Here is a 17,373-nt window from a genome sequence, read left to right as displayed (position 1 = left end):
GTTTGGGGTGATTCTTCAAAAAAGGTTACAAAAGTGACACCGAAAATGTACTTTATCAGGTGGCATCGTTTTCCTTTTCTCAATTTTTTTCAGTTATTCAAAGAATATCTTACTATAGATAAATATGAATCAAACACGTTCTTATATCGAGTTGATCTTCTGCTCAAGACTATATTCATCTGCGATAAGCACATCACGGGGTTTGCTGCCTTGTGTAGGGCCAACAATACCCGCAGCCTCGAGCTGATCCATCAATCGTCCGGCACGGTTATAACCGATAGAAAATTTACGCTGAATCAAAGAAGTAGAACCTTGTTGATGCACCACGATCAAACGGGCAGCTTCTTCAAACAATGGATCTTTGTCACTCAAGTCAACCGCTCCCGGTCTGTCATCATCCCCTGCTCCTACAAATTCGGGCAGTTCAAAAGCATGGGCATATCCCTGTTGTTTTCCTATATATTGTGTTATTTCTTCCACTTCAGGCGTATCCACAAAAGCGCACTGAATACGAACCAGATCGCTACCCTGCGAAAAGAGCATATCTCCGCGACCGATCAGCTGATTAGCACCCGACATATCAAGAATCGTACGCGAGTCGATCTGCGATGTCACACGGAAAGCCATACGTGCAGGGAAGTTTGCCTTTATCGTACCCGTGATAATATTTGTTGTCGGACGTTGTGTTGCTATAATCATATGGATACCAACCGCACGGGCTTTTTGCGCAATACGAGCAATAGGCATTTCTATTTCTTTTCCGGCAGTCATTATCAAGTCACCAAACTCGTCAATAATAACTACTATATAAGGAAGGAAACGGTGTCCTTTTAAAGGGTTCAATCTCCGTTTTCTGAATTTTTCGTTGTATTCTTTGATCGTCCTCACATTTGCCGCCATCAATAATTCGTAACGATCGTCCATTTCTTTGGTTAAAGAATTCAATGTTTGAGTGACCTTCGTTACATCGGTGATAATGGCTTTTTCTGCATCGGGCAGTTTTGCCAGATAGTGTTTTTCAATAGTAGAATAAATATTAAACTCTACCATCTTAGGGTCTACCAACACCATCTTCATTTCGGCAGGATGCTTTTTGTAAAGAAGAGAAGTGATAATAGCATTTAGACCAACGGATTTACCCTGCCCTGTAGCACCTGCCACCAACAAGTGAGGCATCTTGCAAAGGTCGAACATAAATATCTCATTGGTAATGGTTTTACCCAAAGCCACGGGCAGATCATAAGTACATTCCTGAAAACGTTTCGAAGCAATAACCGACTGCATAGACACAATCTGTGCATCCTTGTTCGGAACTTCTATCCCGATTGTTCCTTTTCCGGGCATCGGCGCAATAATACGAATACCAAGAGCCGAAAGGCTGAGTGCAATATCGTCTTCCAGATTTCTGATTTTCGAAATACGGACTCCTGCCTGAGGTACTATTTCATACAATGTAATAGTAGGACCTACTGTTGCTTTGATATTGGTAATCTCAATACCATAATTTCTCAGGGTATTGATAATTTTCTCTTTATTAGCCTTCTGCTCAGCCATATCCACACCTTTACCGGTTGTGTCATATATCTTAAGCAAATCCATCGAAGGAAATTGAAACTGAGACAAATCTTTTGTAGGATCATACTCTTCCATTTCCTCCGTATCTTCTGCATTTAACAAATCGGGTTCTTCAGATGTATTCTGTACAGGCGGAGTTACTACAGTTCTGGGTTGCTCGGCACGTGGCGCATACGACTCTTCCTGGGGTACAACCACTTCGAAATCATCATCGAGACTTGTATGCTGTATCGGATTATTGACAGGCTTATTTACTCCTCCCGTATTCAGAGAATCAAAGTCGACCTCCTCTTCGAGATAACTGTTTATCGTATCTATTTCCGTACCCTCTTCTTTTTCATCTACATTCGTCCCAGCATCCGACAGCACTTTACGTTTAAACAAATTGATAAAACGGGCTATTAAAGAAGGTTTCTTTTCTTCAATCGCTTCTTCGGGAACCTCTATATCATATTCAGAATCTGAGATATCCTCTGCATCCTTATTTGCTCCGGGAAATTTGTTCCTGTAAAAATCCATCGAAGTCTTTTTGGTAATAACCGAAAATATTACCAGTAGCATGACTATAATCAATATCACACCGATACTGCCTACTGTAGTCTCCAGCAACTGCTCTAAGATATAACCATGGCTTCCGCCCCATTTAACATGGCTGTCGGGAAATATTTTGGTTAAGAGAAATGAACTGAATATCGAACCCCAGATCAAAACAAAGGCACTCATTACAAAACCTTTGACTAACGACAGGGTTTTAATCCCCATCATACGTAATCCTACAATAGCAATGTAAAGCGGAATAATCAGGGTAAATATTCCAAAATAGTTATTGATAAGCCCTTCGGCAACAAAAGCTCCTCCAACACCTGTCCAGTTAGCTATCTCCTGTTTATGAATAATGAGATCGATAAAATTCTTATTTACAACCTTACTCTGGTCAGCAGCTCCCGTTACAAAGAAAGAGATCATTCCTATCAGCATATACAATGCTATGAAAACGATACAAACTCCTATAAGGAAACGTCCTCTCTCGCTTCGTAAAAAGCGAAGTATCTTCGATCCTGTTTTTACATTATTTTTTTTCTTATTGCTCTTTTTTGCAGGCATAATTATAGATGTCGGCCTATTGACCAGTTTAATCGTTTACAAAGTCCAATCCTCTCCGAATAATCTGGATATAAAACAGATAACATCTATCCCTATATCCGGTGGATAGTGGAGAACAAAGATACATTTTTTCAATTTAGAATCAATATTTCATTCGACTTTAAGGAGACAGACCTTCCTGATAACTTTGTAAGCATAGCTGAGCTGTTTTTACAGACCTTTTATTATTAAAAAATTCTCCACAAAAGAACATCTAAAAAACATTTGTTAAGAAAACAATTCCGATCTTTACTAAAAAAGCATAATGATTAGGGTATAAATCACGCTTAATAAACAATATTTGATGTCATTTTGTTATAGATAATTCACAGAAAGTATTTAATGATATACTTTTAATTTACAACAGTCTTTGGTTGTTACACTTACCAAAGTTATAAAAAGGTCTGAGACCTTAATTCACTGAAGCAAATATAAAACCTGTAATCAAATGAAAACAGATCTTAGTTCTCAAATCACGTTGGAACGCATTCCTGCAAAGTACTACCGTCCATCTAATGCTTTTGAACAAACAGCCTTGACTCGTTTCGAAAAGGTTGACACACAGATATACGAATCGGCTCAAAAAGCCTCTATTTATATCGCCGGTAAAATAGCTGAAGAAATACAACGAAAGCAGGCTGCCGGCGAAAATTTTGTTCTTGCCCTACCCGGCGGACATTCTCCTCAAAGCATATATCAGGAACTGGTAAGACTGCACAAAGACGAGAATCTGAGTTTTAAGAATGTTATTGTATTCAGTATTTACGAATATTATCCACTAGCTAAAGGTTCGAGTAACAATCTTCAGATATTAAAGGAATTATTATTGAATCATGTAGATATTAATACGAATAATATATATGCTCCTGACGGAACAATAGCCAAAGACTCTATTTTTGAACATTGCAAAGAATATGAACGGCAAATAGAAAAAGCCGGAGGCATTGATTACCTTTTGCTGGGCTTAGGTCGAGGAGGAAACATCGGAGTAAATATTCCGGGTTCAAATATAAACTCTCAAACCCGTCTCATATTATTAGATAACCAATCTAAAAAAGAAGTGGCAAATACTTTCGGAACACCTGACTCTATTCCGGTAAGTGCCATCACAATGGGTATATCCACCATGCTTAAAGCAAAGAAAATTACTTTGATCGCATGGGGTGAAGATAAATCGAAAAGTGTTAAAGATGTAGTCGAAGGGGAGGTTAGTGACTCTATTCCTGCTTCGTGGCTGCAAAACCATCCGAATATACGATTATATACTGATCTGAATGCGGCATACGATCTGACCCGCATCAGTAAACCTTGGCTTGTAACCAGCTGTGAATGGACAAATCAGCTTATACGCAGAGCTATTGTATGGTTATGCTTCAAAACTGACAAGCCGATATTAAAGCTCACTAACAAAGATTATCAGGACAATGGACTTGGCGAACTCCTTGCTTTATACGGTTCGGCATATAATGTGAACATCAAGGTTTTCAACGATCTGCAACATACAATTACAGGATGGCCGGGAGGTAAACCCGATGCCGATGATTCTAATCGTCCCGAACGGGCTAAACCTTATCCTAAGAAGGTGGTGATATTCAGTCCTCATCCTGATGATGATGTGATTTCGATGGGTGGAACATTCCAAAGACTTGTCAATCAGAAGCACGATGTACATGTTGCATATCAAACATCCGGAAATATCGCAGTCGGAGACGAAGAGGTGATTCGCTATGCTTCTCTGATCAACAATGTGATACAGAAATATAATCCGTCAGATAAAGCATTGAAGGAGCAAATGGATAAAGTGCTGAATTTCCTGATGAAAGAAAAGAATATCGGCGACGAAGACAATAAAGACGTACTGTTCATGAAGGGACGCATACGCCGGGAGGAAGCGACTACAGCCTGTCGTTTTATAGGCATCCCCGATTCACATATCACGTTTCTTGACCTTCCTTTTTACGAAACAGGAAAGGTGCAGAAAAGCCCCATCACACAAGCAGATGTTAACATCGTTAAAGCATACCTGCAAAAGGTTCAACCTCACGAAGTATTTGTCGCCGGAGACTTAGCGGATCCTCATGGAACTCACAAAGTTTGTCTGGATGCAATACTGGCTGCCATAAATGAACTTAAATCAGAAGGGGCGACATGGCTCAAGGAATGCAGGTTCTGGATGTATCGCGGTGCCTGGGCAGAGTGGGAAATCGATTATATAGAAATGGCGGTACCCATTTCCCCGGAAGAGCTAAGATCGAAACGCTTATCTATATTGAAACACCAGTCGCAGATGGAAAGTGCTCCGTTTTTAGGTAATGACGAACGGTTATTCTGGCAGCGGTCGGAAGACAGAAATCACGCAACAGCCGAACTCTATCATAAACTGGGATTGGCATCCTATGAAGCTATTGAAGCCTTTGTTGAATATAAACCTCTTTGATTTATTGTTATAAAACACAACGGAGAATAGACGAAAAGCGTCTGTTTTTCGTTTTATAAACAAATATCTAAAACAACCTTCATGAGATTAATTATTCAACCTGATTTCAACAACATTTCACAATGGGCAGCAAATTATGTTGCTCATAGAATCAACACTGCACAACCGACATCAGCCAAACCATTCATCTTAGGATTACCGACAGGATCATCGCCACTCGGTATGTACAAATGTTTGATCGAGCTTTATAAGCAAGGAAAAGTCTCTTTCGAAAACGTCGTTACATTCAATATGGATGAATATGTAGGATTGGAGGAAGACCACCCCGAAAGTTATCATTCGTTTATGTGGAGCAATTTTTTCAATCACATAAATATCAAGAAAGAAAATGTCAATATCCTGAACGGAAATGCTCCTGATCTTGAGAAAGAATGTGAAGACTACGAGACCAGAATTAAAATGGCAGGAGGTATCGACCTCTTTCTGGGAGGTATAGGACCCGACGGGCATATTGCATTTAACGAACCCGGATCGTCTCTTTCGTCTCGTACCCGCATGAAATCATTAACTAAAGATACGATTATCGCCAATTCACGCTTTTTCGACAATGATATCAATAAAGTACCAAAAACAGCTTTAACAGTTGGAGTTGGAACGGTGATGGATGCCGATGAAGTACTTATCATGGTAAACGGGCATAACAAAGCCAGAGCTTTAGCTCAGGTTATCGAAGGATCGGTAAATCACATGTGGACTATCACAGCCTTACAACTTCATGCCAAAGCAATTATAGTATGTGACGAAGCTGCCACTGAAGAAATAAAAGTTGGGACGTACAGATATTTCAAGGATATTGAAAGTGAAAATTTAAATCCGTCGGATATTCTGAAATAAAGACCTCGATATACTACCGTAAAATTAAAGCAGCATAATCATGTTGCTTTTTTTATCAATATACCACATTTAAGGGATTTTTATTTATCAAACTTGCATTACTTTTGTATCATAGTTTTAAGTAACAGAGCTAAAAATAAGTAATAGAAAGTATTTAATGATACATCTCTAATTTGCAACATGATTTGGTTGTTTTAGTTATCAAAATAATAAATAGGTCTGAGACCTTAATCACATACAATTATGAAGAAATATATATTCGGCGCAGGTATTCTGGCTTCATTACTTTTCGGAGCCTGCAATTCGGGAACTCAAAAAAACAACGATTACCTGAGAAATGGTAAATGGCGTGGAGAATTTACCGTAAAAGACGGAACAATACCGTTTATCTTCGATATTAAGGACACTCATTTAACCCTCATCAATGGAGAGGAAGAAGTAGTATCTGATTCCATAGCATACAAAGGGGATAGTATATTTATACCAATAAAAGCATACGACACCCGATTCGAAGGAACTTTCAGTGGTGATACCCTTCAGGGTGTTTTCAGAAAACTATTTGCTGAAAATGATCCGGGTATACCATTCAAAGCAATACACGGAGAAGCCCCACGATTTCAGAAAGAAGGTATCTCGCAAGATACAATCAGCGGAAAATGGGATATTCAGTTTCTTACAGATTCAACGACTGCTAACAACGTAGGTATTTTCAAACAAGATAACAGCATCCTTACCGGATCAATACTTACCAATTCGGGTGACTTCCGTTACCTCGAAGGCGTGATTGATCAGAACGGTTTCAAACTTTCTGCATTTGCCGGCTTGAGTCCGTATCTGATACAAGGAACATTTACTGATAAAGATAATTTTGAAGGCGAATTTATTACCGCCAGAGGCAAACAAAAAATAGTAGGTAAACGAAATGATAAAGCTGCATTGGCAAACCCTTATAGCTTAACTCAACTCAAAAGAGGGGCTAAATCATTAGGATTCAAACTCCCTGATCTGAAAGGCAATACCGTTTCTCTTTCGGATGAAAAATTCAAAGGGAAAGTCGTTGTGGTTTCGATTCTTGGCAGCTGGTGCCCGAACTGTTTAGACGAAGCAGCATTCCTTGCACCCTGGTATAAAGAAAACAAAGACCGTGGTGTCGAAATCGTAGGGCTGGCATTCGAAAGAAAAGACGATCCTGCATACGTAAATAAAGTATTGTCGAACTTTATTCAAAAATACAATATCGGATATGACGTTCTCTTTGCCGGAAAAATAGGTAATGATAAGAATGTTTTACCGGAAATTGACGGATTGAAAAATTATCCGACAACATTCTTTATCGATAAAAAAGGAAATGTAAGAAAAATACATACAGGCTTTAACGGCCCGGCTACCGGTTTGTTTTACGAAGAATTTAAATCCGATTTCAACAAGATTATCGATGAATTACTTGCTGAGAAATGATGTTTTGGTTATTTATGGTTAAAAAAGAGAAGCAGGAAAATCATTGAAGGGTTTTCCTGTTTTTTTGTAATATACACTAAGTTATTATTTATTACCTCCCATAAATCCGACTGAGATATATTGTAAAACAGGAACAAGTCCCGATTGCCAATAATCCCAAGTGTGAGCACCACCCCGCATGCGGTATTCGAGAGAAACACCTCTTTCTTTCATTGCAAGAAAATACAAGACATTCCCTTTCGAAAGAAAATCTTTATCTCCACAGTCTACATACCACCTCACACTATTCAACTTCGACAAAGTTTCTTTATCTGCATTGTGAAGAAAAGCCGTAGGGTCATCATTTTTCATTTCTCTCAGAAAATCGGCATCTACATCCCTCGAAGGTATTTCATCCGAAGCAATCAATGCCCCACTCAAAGAACAAGCAGATCCAAAATAATCAGGATACTTCTGTGCTAAAATGATACTTCCACCTCCTCCCATAGACAAACCTGCAATAGCACGATGCTGTTTATCTGACTTAATCCGATATTCTTTTTCAATGGCAGGAAGAAATTCCAAAATAAAAAACTCCTGATATTTCCAGTCAGGATAATTAAAATACCCCATATGATGCCCTCCGAAGTTATCTTCTTTCCCTCTGGCATCAGGCATAACTATAACCATCTGAGAAGCAAATCCTTCATTAATTGTTTTATCTGCAACAAATGCCAGATTACCGGCATTTAGCCAATTCGTATGATTGCCCCAAGCACCATGCAATAAATACAATACAGGATATTTATATCCGGAGGTTTCGTATCCGTCGGGTAAATAAACAGAGTACTCTTTGTCCACACCCAAAATTCGGCTATAAATTTTTCCGGATTTCACACTTCCTTTCTGAGCGTTAACAGAAAGGGACAAACAACAAAAGAAGCTGACTATTAAAATTAGATTTTTCATTTTTCAGACTACGAAAGGTTATAGATCAATCATTTATACAAAAATAAATATTAATATAAATAATCATGTATTATTTATACTTTTCATACAACGTATCGGCTTATTATACTTAAGACGGATCAATCTATTTCCTCTTTAAGAGACTCATACATTTCCAGCATTTTATCCTTATTCGAACTTAATGCCTGACTGGAAATAGCAAAATTTCCTTTATCTATTCTGTCGTTGAGCATAGGCATACAAATTTTCTGTCCATTATATAAAAAGACAATAAACTTACCTATTGATTTCTGGGTAGCATCCCCGTAAACTTTCATTTTTGAAGGTTTAACTTTTCCATTTATAACATACACAGAATCTACACCATCAACATTGGTTACCTTCCATGCTTCAAACTTAAGAGAATCAAAATCTTTTGTCGAAACTATAATTTCACCAATACTATCAGGAGCTTTAAAATCGACAAAATACCATCCATTTACTTTCGCTTCTTGAGTATTATTCTTCGGGGTACAACCAAGTATCATTGTGAATACAATAGCTGCTATTAATAATAAATCTTTCGTGTTCATAAATGTTTTAGGTGTTAAGTTTAATAAAACAAAAAGAGCCCCGAAATTATTTCAAGGACTCTTTTCATATATTGAAACAACCCTGTTTGGGTTTATTTATGCTTTGTTTTCAGAGCTTCGAAAATCAAGCCTTCCAACTCTTCAGCCAATTCGGGATTGTCTTTTACCATGTCTTTAGCAGCTTCACGACCTTGCCCCAGCTTAGTTTCGTTGTAGCTGTACCACGACCCGCTTTTCTTAATAATACCCAAATCCGCACCCAAATCGATAATTTCTCCGGCACGGGAAATTCCTTCGCCATACATGATATCGAATTCGGCCTTACGGAAAGGAGGTGCTACTTTATTCTTCACCACCTTAACACGTGTTTGACTGCCTTTTACATCTTCTCCGTCTTTCAATTGTCCGATGCGGCGTATATCCAAACGTACAGAAGCGTAAAATTTCAGAGCATTACCTCCCGTTGTGGTTTCGGGATTACCGAACATCACACCGATTTTGTCACGCAACTGGTTAATGAATATACAAGTAGTATTGGTCTTATTGATGGCCGCAGTCAGTTTACGAAGGGCTTGAGACATCAAACGAGCCTGAAGACCCATTTTTGAATCACCCATATCACCTTCCAATTCCGCTTTTGGTGTTAGAGCGGCAACCGAGTCAATTACGACTATATCTATAGCCGATGAGCGGATAAGCTGCTCTGCAATCTCCAACGCCTGCTCTCCGCTGTCTGGTTGAGATATCCAAAGATTATCAATATCAACGCCCAATTTTTCGGCATAAAAACGGTCGAACGCATGCTCTGCATCCACAAATGCGGCAATACCTCCGGCCTTTTGAGCTTCGGCAATCGCCTGAATAGCCAATGTGGTTTTACCTGACGACTCAGGTCCGTATATTTCAATGATACGTCCCCGAGGATATCCACCAACACCCAGAGCGGCATTTAAGCCGATCGATCCGGTAGCTATAACAGGTATCTCTTCTACCTTCTCGTCACCCAATTTCATAATAGAACCCTTACCATAGCTCTTTTCGATTTTTTCCATCGCAGCTTGTAAGGCTTTCAGTTTATCATTTTTAGGATCCTTAGCTTCTCCTTTTTTGTCTTTATTATCTTTTTCTTCAGCCATCTGGTTTTAATTATTTCGATATATCAGTATCTTATTTTATTTTTTCAGACTTTGCAGCCATTCCAATATCTGCTCGGCATGCTCTTTAGCCTTAATATCTTTAGGTGTGAATATCTGTGATATTACACCACTTTCATCAATCATAAAAGTTGTGCGTAATGTACCCATATATTTTTTACCGGCAAGAGTTTTTTCAGCCCAGACTCCAAACGCTTCAACCAATACCTTGTCGGTATCAGCTATAAGGCGGAAAGGCAATTCAAATTTCTCGATAAATTTATTGTGTGATTTTTCATCATCCACACTCACTCCTACAATTTCATAACCGGCGTGGCGCAATTCATAAAAATTGTCTCGGAAATTACAAGCTTCGGCTGAGCATCCGGGGGTATTATCTTTCGGATAAAAGTATAAGATAAACTTCCGTCCGGCATAATCACTCGTCTTGACCTCTTTTCCTTCCTGGTCTTTTCCCAATAATTCGGGGATTTTGTCTCCAATATTCAATGCCATATAATCCTTTATTTAAATAATAGAAAGTGCTTAAAATTCATAGCAAGTTTTAATTGTTTGCTTGCTAAAGTAATAAAAGGTACGAGACCTTATATTGAAACCAAAGATAAGATTTAATTCTTTTGACAAAAAATAATTCGATAAACTGAGCGTTTTTTATTTGAATATACTCGGTCGTACAAAAAACAAATAATACAGCCGACACTTATTCACTAACTGAGTGTTAAATAAATTGTTACAGGACTGGGCTACAGCCACACAAGCATTTAATAATCAAATACTTAATCCATCAAAACGTCTTATCCTGATAATAATCTATCGGATTTGTCGCAGAATTAACCTCTCTCAATCCCACGACTTTTATTTCACCTAAATAATTATAAATAGAGTTACCTTCTTCAACCCATTGCTCTAAACCTACATGTGATTTTACGTTTTTATAACCCATATTTTTAAGGGCTTTTACAACTTGAGCTGAACGGTTTCCTTTTGCACAATATACAATTATCTCGGCATCCGGTTCGCGCAAAGTACGTGACATTGTATACTCTACAAGTCCTCTCTCGAGCCAAGTTGCTCCTTTAAGACGCCCCGCATCGTATTCTTCCCTATTACGGACATCTAGTAAAATTAGTTTTGAGTTTGCCTTGATACGCTTTTTTAATTCTGCATTATCAATAAACTCTACACCTTCACGAGAATCGGCGATAACTTCTTTAATTGTTTTAAGATTCTTAGTTGGATCAGAATCATTATTTGTCTGTGAATAAGCAAACGTAGACATGTTTACTAAGATTAGGATAAAAAATAAATTCTTCATAACATTTAATTATTTACTTCGAGTTAACTTCCGCTTGGTGTAAACTCTTTTATATATTGAGATTAGAATAGAATAGCCCCTTTATTATCCCTATTTTTTGCATATTGCTATTGCGAAGTTAGCTAATATTCTTAATAGTTACCCTATTGTTACCGAAACCGGCTGATTCTGTAGGATGTTCATTTCAGCAAAACCTAAAATTGATTTAATAAACAACCTTAATTACAATATCACAAATGAGCAACACTTCTGCGTTCGAAACAACACATATATGTAGAATCAATTTACAATAGAAACCAATTCTGCTATTTTTCTAAATATTTTGTCTAATTTAGCAATTCTGAAATTCTGTAGGGAATAAATTTTTTAGGTAAATAATCATATGAAAACAATCGTAATACTAGGTGATGGAATGGCCGACGAGCCTATCGAAGCGTTAGGTAACAAAACTCCTTTGCAAGCAGCAAAGAAACCATATATTGACCTGCTGGCATCAAAAGGGAAAAGCGGCTTGCTCGATACGATTCCGCCCGGATTCAAACCGGGCAGCGAAATTGCCAATCTATCGGTATTGGGTTACGATGTACCTAAGGTATTTGAAGGTCGTGGTTCGCTCGAAGCCGCAAGTATGGAAATAGATATAGAAGAGGGTGAAATGGCTATGAGATGCAATGTTATCTGTATAGAAGACGGTAAAATAAAAAACCACTCTGCAGGACATATCTCAACAGAAGAGGCTGCCGAACTTATCAAGTTTCTGGATAAAGAATTAAATGACGGTACAGTAAGCCTTTACCCCGGAGTGTCTTACCGCCACTTATTGAAAATGAAAGACGGCAATAAAAACCTCGATTGCACTCCTCCTCATGATGTAATAGGTACTCCATTTGAGCAGGTAATGATAAAAGCTACTACTCCTGAAGCTGAAGATACTGCTAAATATCTAAATGAACTTATCATTAAATCTCAGCAATTATTGAAAGATCATCCTATAAACCTGAAACGGATTGCAGAAGGAAAAGATCCTGCGAACAGCATCTGGCCTTGGTCGCCCGGTTACAGACCTCAAATGCAAACCTTACAGGAATTGTACGGTATTAAGAGCGGATCGGTAATCTCTGCCGTTGACCTTATTATGGGTATCGGTAAGTATGCAGGATTAAAACTTATCCACGTAGAAGGTGCAACAGGTCTGTACGACACCAACTACGAAGGCAAAGCTCAGGCTGCCATAGATGCTCTGAAGCATGACGATTTTGTATATCTGCATATAGAAGCCAGTGACGAAGCCGGACATGAAGGAGACTATGAATTGAAAACCAAAACTATAGAATATCTCGACTCACGTGTAGTCAAAACGATATACGAAGCAACCAAAGATTGGGACGAGCCTGTAACAATAGCAGTATTGCCCGACCACCCCACTCCATGCCATTTGCGTACACACACAAACAAGCCTATACCATTTCTTATTTACCGCTCGAATGAAGCAGGAGATAATGTGCAGGTATATGATGAGTTCGAGTCTGCAAAAGGAGCTTACGGTACAATTGTCGGACACGAATTTATGGATACTTTGTTTTTCAAAAAATAAGAACCGCTGAACGTAAAAGAATTAACACCTTCATAAACATGAGATATTACAGTACCAACAAACAAACTCCGGATGTTTCTTTGCAAGAAGCGGTAGTCAAAGGGCTTGCCGCCGACAAAGGGCTTTTCATGCCGGAGAAAATAAAGCAACTACCAAAATCTTTTTACGATAAAATAGATACTCTTTCTTTTCAGGAGATAGCATATACTGTAGCCGATGCTTTTTTCGGAGAAGATGTCGATTCAGATACTTTAAAACAGATCGTATACGACACTCTTAACTTCGATACGCCACTGGTACATGTAAATGATAACATATACAGTCTGGAATTATTTCACGGTCCTACATTGGCTTTCAAAGATGTAGGCGGTCGTTTTATGGCTCGCCTGCTTGGATATTTCATTAAAAAGCAAGGACAGAGCGATGTTAAAGTGCTAGTTGCAACGTCTGGAGACACCGGTAGTGCCGTAGCAAACGGATTTCTTGGAGTAGACGGCATACATGTATATGTTCTTTATCCGAAAGGAAAAGTCAGCCACATACAAGAATGCCAGTTTACGACATTAGGACAGAACATCACTGCAATAGAAATAGACGGTACATTCGATGACTGTCAGACATTGGTAAAAACGGCTTTTATGGATGCAGATCTGAATAAACAACTGAATCTGACTTCCGCTAATTCTATTAATGTAGCACGGTTTCTTCCTCAGGCATTCTATTATTTCTATGGATATGCTCAATTGAAAAAGGCAGGAAAAGCAAACGATGTGGTATTCTGTGTTCCGAGTGGAAATTTCGGGAATATTACAGCCGGACTCATAGCTAAACGAATGGGATTACCTGTAAAACGGTTTATCGCAGCGAATAACAGCAACGATATATTCTACGAATACCTTCAAACCGGTAAATACAATCCACGTCCTTCGGTACAAACCATTGCTAATGCTATGGACGTAGGTGACCCAAGCAACTTTGCGAGAGTTATAGACCTGTACAATCATTCGGCAGATGAGATCAGAAAAGATATTACAGGCTTCCGGTACAAAGATGCAGCCATCGCCGAAACAGTAAAAGACACATTCGAGAAAACAGGATATCTACTCGATCCTCATGGAGCATGCGGATATCAGGCTTTAACAGATGGCTTATCGAAAGACGAAAACGGCATCTTCCTCGAAACGGCTCATCCTGCTAAGTTCAAAGAAACGGTAGAAGAAATAATCGGAAAACCGATAGAGATACCTCAACCATTACAAGCTTTTATGAAAGGCGAGAAAAAAAGTATCGGATTGAAAAATAATTATGATTTATTTAAAGATACTCTTCTAAGCAAAAAATAACTTATAAGAAAGGTACTGAAACCTTAAATGATTGCAATCAATAAAAGCCAATTAATCGTTTGATTAATTGGCTTTTGATATTATAGCGTACTATCTTATTTCAAAAGAACCATTACACCTTTAGCTCCATGCGCGCCGACTACCAGAGCCTGTTCTATATCTGCCGTTTTGGAAGGGCCGGAAATAAATACACCAAAACCATAATCATTAAACTTAATCTGATTATACGCTTCGTGCATATTATTCACAATAAGGTTTTTGTCTAATAATATCACCAAATACTCGGAAATAAAATAAACGACCTTCTGACGGACATTTTGCGGAACCCATACACAAGCATTCTCGGCAACACCCAATTCGCCTTTGATGATTCCCAAATCCGTCCCGTTCAGTTTATGCGGATCATCTATATCATCCGGATTTACCGTTGCTATGTTTATTTCCGGCAGATTGGATACTATCACCTTTGCATCAGGATATAATGACCTGATCACTTCATTTACATCTTCATCCGGAGCAAGCACTCGGGCGTCACCTCCCACACCTTTACACATCTGCATAAATTTTTCGAGTTTGTTCTCGTATTCTATTCCTGCAATATGATCAAGATCCGGCATATCGTACTGAGTTGAAATATGCCGTTTGACATTATTTAATATATCATTTTTACTACTCATAGTTTTCTGTTTTTTAAATTAACGGCTGTGGCTTATTTCTTATTCTTCTGCACTTTTCCTTTTTTCCACATAGAAGTGAACGACTCCTTGGCAAAACGGGGCAACTCTCGCCCTTTCCCCCAGTCATTCAACCCATTGTACAGCATAAAACGAGGCATACTATTGACAATCGGAGCCATACTCAAGGCAGTCTTATACAAAGCCGGATGAGTAAACAGGAATTTCATTCCGCCCGACATCATCTTCTTCATCTTATCCGCTTTACCGATAGAATCAAGTCCCTGCCTCCATTTGTATATCTGATCGGCAAGATCTATCTTGGCAGGACATACATTGTTACATGAAAAGCAAAGAGAGCAAGCTGAAACATTATCCGAGTATTCTTCGGGATTTTTCAGCATACCCAGATTAATACCTATAGGACCCGGTATAAAATAGGTATAAGAATATCCCCCGCTGCGACGATACACCGGACAGGTATTCATACATGCTCCACACCTGATGCACTTCAATGACTGAATATGATCGGGATTACTTAATATTTCGCTTCGTCCGTTATCTACAATCACGATGTGCATTTCGCAGCCTTCGCGAGGTTTACGAAAATGAGACATATACGATGTAACCGGCTGACCTGTAGCCGAACGTGCCAATAAACGTGAATACACACTCAATGACTTATGATCGGGAATAATCTTCTCCAGCCCCATCGACACAATATGCACTTTAGGCAGAGACGTCCCCATATCGGCATTACCTTCATTCGTACACACCACGACATCACCTGTTTCGGCAATACCGAAATTACATCCGGTCATACCCACATCGGCTGTCATAAATTCATTCCGAAGATGCTGGCGGGCTGCACGAGTCAGATATGTAGGATCGCTGTTTCCTTTTTCGGTTCCTAGTTTTTCCTCGAAAAGTTTACCGACTTCCTGACGGGTCATGTGTATGGCGGGCATTACGATATGACTCGGCGGCTGATTATCGAGTTGAAGAATACGTTCTCCCAAGTCACTTTCGACAACATCTATACCTCTTTCAATCAGATAGGGGTTGAGATGACATTCTTCGGTAAGCATCGACTTACTCTTTACCAGCTTTTTAGCATTATGCCCGGTCAGAATCTTATGTACTATCTCGTTATGCTCTTTAGCATCCTTCGCCCAATGCACTATCACACCATTGGCTTCGGCATTTTGGGCAAACTGCTCGGCATACTTATCAAGATGAGTAATAGTATGCATTTTTATTTTACTCGATAATTCCCTTAAGGCTTCCCACTCCGGAACATCTTTGGCTACATTATCTCTCTTTACTCGTACAAACCAGAGAGTTTCGTTGTGCCATGTTTCTCCTTCTTTATTTGATATGAAGCGGCTTGCAGCTTCTGCATGTTTTGTACTCATAGTCCTGCAGCTAAAATTTGAACAACATGGATAAACTTAATCGGTAGTTTCTCGCGATTAACTACTCCTTGCATATGCATCAGACACGAATTATCTGCCCCCGTGATATACTCGGCTCCGGTATTCATATGGTTCTTTACTTTATCTTGTCCCATACATACCGATACAGCAGGCTCTTCGATGGCAAACATTCCTCCGAATCCGCAGCACTCATCCACTTTTTCAGGTTCGAGCACTTCTATTCCTTCAACCAAAGATAAGAGGTCTTTGATTTTCGAATATCGGGGTTCCATCAACTCACTTGCCGATGACAAGTGCAATTCTCTTACCCCATGGCAACTGTTGTGCACACTCACCTTATGAGGAAATTTACCCGGAACTTTATCTACCTTCAATATATCATGCAGAAATTCACAGATATCATAAATCTTTCCGCTTGTCTGGCAAAGATGATCTTCTTTACTCAAAATTTTAGGATAATTTTCTTTGACAAACACGGCACAGCTTGCCGATGGAGCGACAATATACTCATACTTGTCAAATAGTTTTTCAAACTGCTTTGCTAAAGGAATAGCTTCATCCTCAAATCCGGCATTTGCCATCGGCTGTCCGCAACAAGTCTGATCGAGCGGATAGTCGACTTCTACCCCCAGCGAATCAAGCAATTTGTAACATGCGACCCCCACCTCGGGAAATATCGCATTTACATAACATGGAATAAATAGTCCGACTTTCATTTCTATATAGTATTTTAGTTGTCTTTAATGTATCAGGTCTCAGACCTTTGGTTGTTTTTAATGAAGAAAGCAGCAGTTATCATCAAATACAAACCACTTCTTCAATCAGTGCTG

At 39.0% G+C, this 17,373-nt stretch carries 14 protein-coding genes; 5 read left to right on the top strand and 9 right to left on the bottom strand.

Translation table 11 applies throughout. From position 1 onward, the window contains the following. Positions 1-141: 141 nt before the first annotated feature. On the bottom strand, positions 142-2,679 hold the full coding sequence (locus AABJ51_RS15500; protein WP_338373295.1) for an FtsK/SpoIIIE family DNA translocase: 2,538 nt from the start codon (positions 2,677-2,679) through the stop codon (positions 142-144). A gap of 487 nt (positions 2,680-3,166) precedes the next feature. Between AABJ51_RS15500 and AABJ51_RS15495 the strand changes: the two genes are divergently transcribed. The 3 genes from AABJ51_RS15495 to AABJ51_RS15485 all read left to right on the top strand — a co-directional run bounded on the left by AABJ51_RS15495 (position 3,167) and on the right by AABJ51_RS15485 (position 7,507). Next, positions 3,167-5,155: a glucosamine-6-phosphate deaminase gene (locus tag AABJ51_RS15495; RefSeq protein WP_338373294.1), complete on the top strand. Its 1,989-nt coding sequence runs from the start codon at positions 3,167-3,169 to the stop codon at positions 5,153-5,155. 81 nt (positions 5,156-5,236) lie between these two features. Continuing rightward, entirely contained in the window at positions 5,237-6,049 is an 813-nt protein-coding gene (gene nagB / locus AABJ51_RS15490; RefSeq protein WP_338373293.1) for a glucosamine-6-phosphate deaminase, read from the top strand. A gap of 243 nt (positions 6,050-6,292) precedes the next feature. Then, positions 6,293-7,507, top strand: coding sequence for a peroxiredoxin family protein (locus AABJ51_RS15485; RefSeq protein WP_338373292.1), 1,215 nt, complete (start codon positions 6,293-6,295; stop codon positions 7,505-7,507). 84 nt (positions 7,508-7,591) lie between these two features. On the opposite strand, the gene AABJ51_RS15480 is transcribed toward AABJ51_RS15485, so the two are convergent. The 5 genes from AABJ51_RS15480 to AABJ51_RS15460 all read right to left on the bottom strand — a co-directional run bounded on the left by AABJ51_RS15480 (position 7,592) and on the right by AABJ51_RS15460 (position 11,496). Further along, complete coding sequence (locus AABJ51_RS15480; RefSeq protein WP_338373291.1) at positions 7,592-8,455, bottom strand: alpha/beta hydrolase; 864 nt, start codon at positions 8,453-8,455, stop codon at positions 7,592-7,594. Positions 8,456-8,574: 119 nt separating this feature from the next. Further along, positions 8,575-9,027 (bottom strand): hypothetical protein, encoded by a 453-nt coding sequence (locus AABJ51_RS15475; RefSeq protein WP_338373290.1) that lies wholly within the window; start codon positions 9,025-9,027, stop codon positions 8,575-8,577. 92 nt (positions 9,028-9,119) lie between these two features. Continuing rightward, positions 9,120-10,163 (bottom strand): recombinase RecA, encoded by a 1,044-nt coding sequence (recA, locus tag AABJ51_RS15470; RefSeq protein ID WP_026626405.1) that lies wholly within the window; start codon positions 10,161-10,163, stop codon positions 9,120-9,122. 36 nt (positions 10,164-10,199) lie between these two features. Then, entirely contained in the window at positions 10,200-10,676 is a 477-nt protein-coding gene (gene bcp / locus AABJ51_RS15465) for a thioredoxin-dependent thiol peroxidase (protein WP_134435737.1), read from the bottom strand. A gap of 289 nt (positions 10,677-10,965) precedes the next feature. Continuing rightward, positions 10,966-11,496, bottom strand: coding sequence for a rhodanese-like domain-containing protein (locus AABJ51_RS15460; protein WP_338373289.1), 531 nt, complete (start codon positions 11,494-11,496; stop codon positions 10,966-10,968). 382 nt (positions 11,497-11,878) lie between these two features. On the opposite strand from AABJ51_RS15460, the gene AABJ51_RS15455 reads away from it, so the two are divergent. Further along, entirely contained in the window at positions 11,879-13,090 is a 1,212-nt protein-coding gene (locus tag AABJ51_RS15455) for a cofactor-independent phosphoglycerate mutase (protein ID WP_338373288.1), read from the top strand. A 38-nt stretch (positions 13,091-13,128) separates the two neighbouring features. Then, the gene (gene thrC, locus AABJ51_RS15450; RefSeq protein WP_338373287.1) at positions 13,129-14,433 is read left to right on the top strand and encodes a threonine synthase; all 1,305 of its coding nucleotides are present in this window, start codon (positions 13,129-13,131) and stop codon (positions 14,431-14,433) included. A 95-nt stretch (positions 14,434-14,528) separates the two neighbouring features. On the opposite strand, the gene AABJ51_RS15445 is transcribed toward thrC, so the two are convergent. Genes AABJ51_RS15445 through AABJ51_RS15435 form a run of 3 tightly spaced genes read right to left on the bottom strand, consistent with a single transcriptional unit; the run spans position 14,529 to position 17,259 of the window. After that, a complete protein-coding gene (locus AABJ51_RS15445; RefSeq protein ID WP_338373286.1) occupies positions 14,529-15,110 on the bottom strand; it encodes a LutC/YkgG family protein in 582 nt (193 codons plus the stop codon). 32 nt (positions 15,111-15,142) lie between these two features. Next, positions 15,143-16,522 carry a lactate utilization protein B gene (locus AABJ51_RS15440; protein WP_338373285.1) on the bottom strand — a complete coding sequence of 460 codons (1,380 nt, stop codon included), beginning with the start codon at positions 16,520-16,522 and terminating at the stop codon, positions 15,143-15,145. Continuing rightward, a complete protein-coding gene (locus tag AABJ51_RS15435; protein WP_026626399.1) occupies positions 16,519-17,259 on the bottom strand; it encodes a (Fe-S)-binding protein in 741 nt (246 codons plus the stop codon). The genes AABJ51_RS15440 and AABJ51_RS15435 overlap by 4 nt, the downstream gene beginning before the upstream one ends. Between the last annotated feature and the right edge of the window lie 114 nt (positions 17,260-17,373).

The organism is Indolivaga capnocytophagoides (genome assembly GCF_036511535.1).
Lineage (GTDB): Bacteria > Bacteroidota > Bacteroidia > Bacteroidales > Dysgonomonadaceae > Dysgonomonas_A > Dysgonomonas_A capnocytophagoides.
This window is presented reverse-complemented; position numbering and strand designations above follow the sequence as displayed.

Coding starts and splice junctions, on each gene's coding strand:
- AABJ51_RS15500 (WP_338373295.1), bottom strand. CDS start 2,679: ATGCCTGCAAAAAAGAGCAATAAGAAAAAAAATAATGTAAAAACAGGA.
- AABJ51_RS15495 (WP_338373294.1), top strand. CDS start 3,167: ATGAAAACAGATCTTAGTTCTCAAATCACGTTGGAACGCATTCCTGCA.
- nagB (WP_338373293.1), top strand. CDS start 5,237: ATGAGATTAATTATTCAACCTGATTTCAACAACATTTCACAATGGGCA.
- AABJ51_RS15485 (WP_338373292.1), top strand. CDS start 6,293: ATGAAGAAATATATATTCGGCGCAGGTATTCTGGCTTCATTACTTTTC.
- AABJ51_RS15480 (WP_338373291.1), bottom strand. CDS start 8,455: ATGAAAAATCTAATTTTAATAGTCAGCTTCTTTTGTTGTTTGTCCCTT.
- AABJ51_RS15475 (WP_338373290.1), bottom strand. CDS start 9,027: ATGAACACGAAAGATTTATTATTAATAGCAGCTATTGTATTCACAATG.
- recA (WP_026626405.1), bottom strand. CDS start 10,163: ATGGCTGAAGAAAAAGATAATAAAGACAAAAAAGGAGAAGCTAAGGAT.
- bcp (WP_134435737.1), bottom strand. CDS start 10,676: ATGGCATTGAATATTGGAGACAAAATCCCCGAATTATTGGGAAAAGAC.
- AABJ51_RS15460 (WP_338373289.1), bottom strand. CDS start 11,496: ATGAAGAATTTATTTTTTATCCTAATCTTAGTAAACATGTCTACGTTT.
- AABJ51_RS15455 (WP_338373288.1), top strand. CDS start 11,879: ATGAAAACAATCGTAATACTAGGTGATGGAATGGCCGACGAGCCTATC.
- thrC (WP_338373287.1), top strand. CDS start 13,129: ATGAGATATTACAGTACCAACAAACAAACTCCGGATGTTTCTTTGCAA.
- AABJ51_RS15445 (WP_338373286.1), bottom strand. CDS start 15,110: ATGAGTAGTAAAAATGATATATTAAATAATGTCAAACGGCATATTTCA.
- AABJ51_RS15440 (WP_338373285.1), bottom strand. CDS start 16,522: ATGAGTACAAAACATGCAGAAGCTGCAAGCCGCTTCATATCAAATAAA.
- AABJ51_RS15435 (WP_026626399.1), bottom strand. CDS start 17,259: ATGAAAGTCGGACTATTTATTCCATGTTATGTAAATGCGATATTTCCC.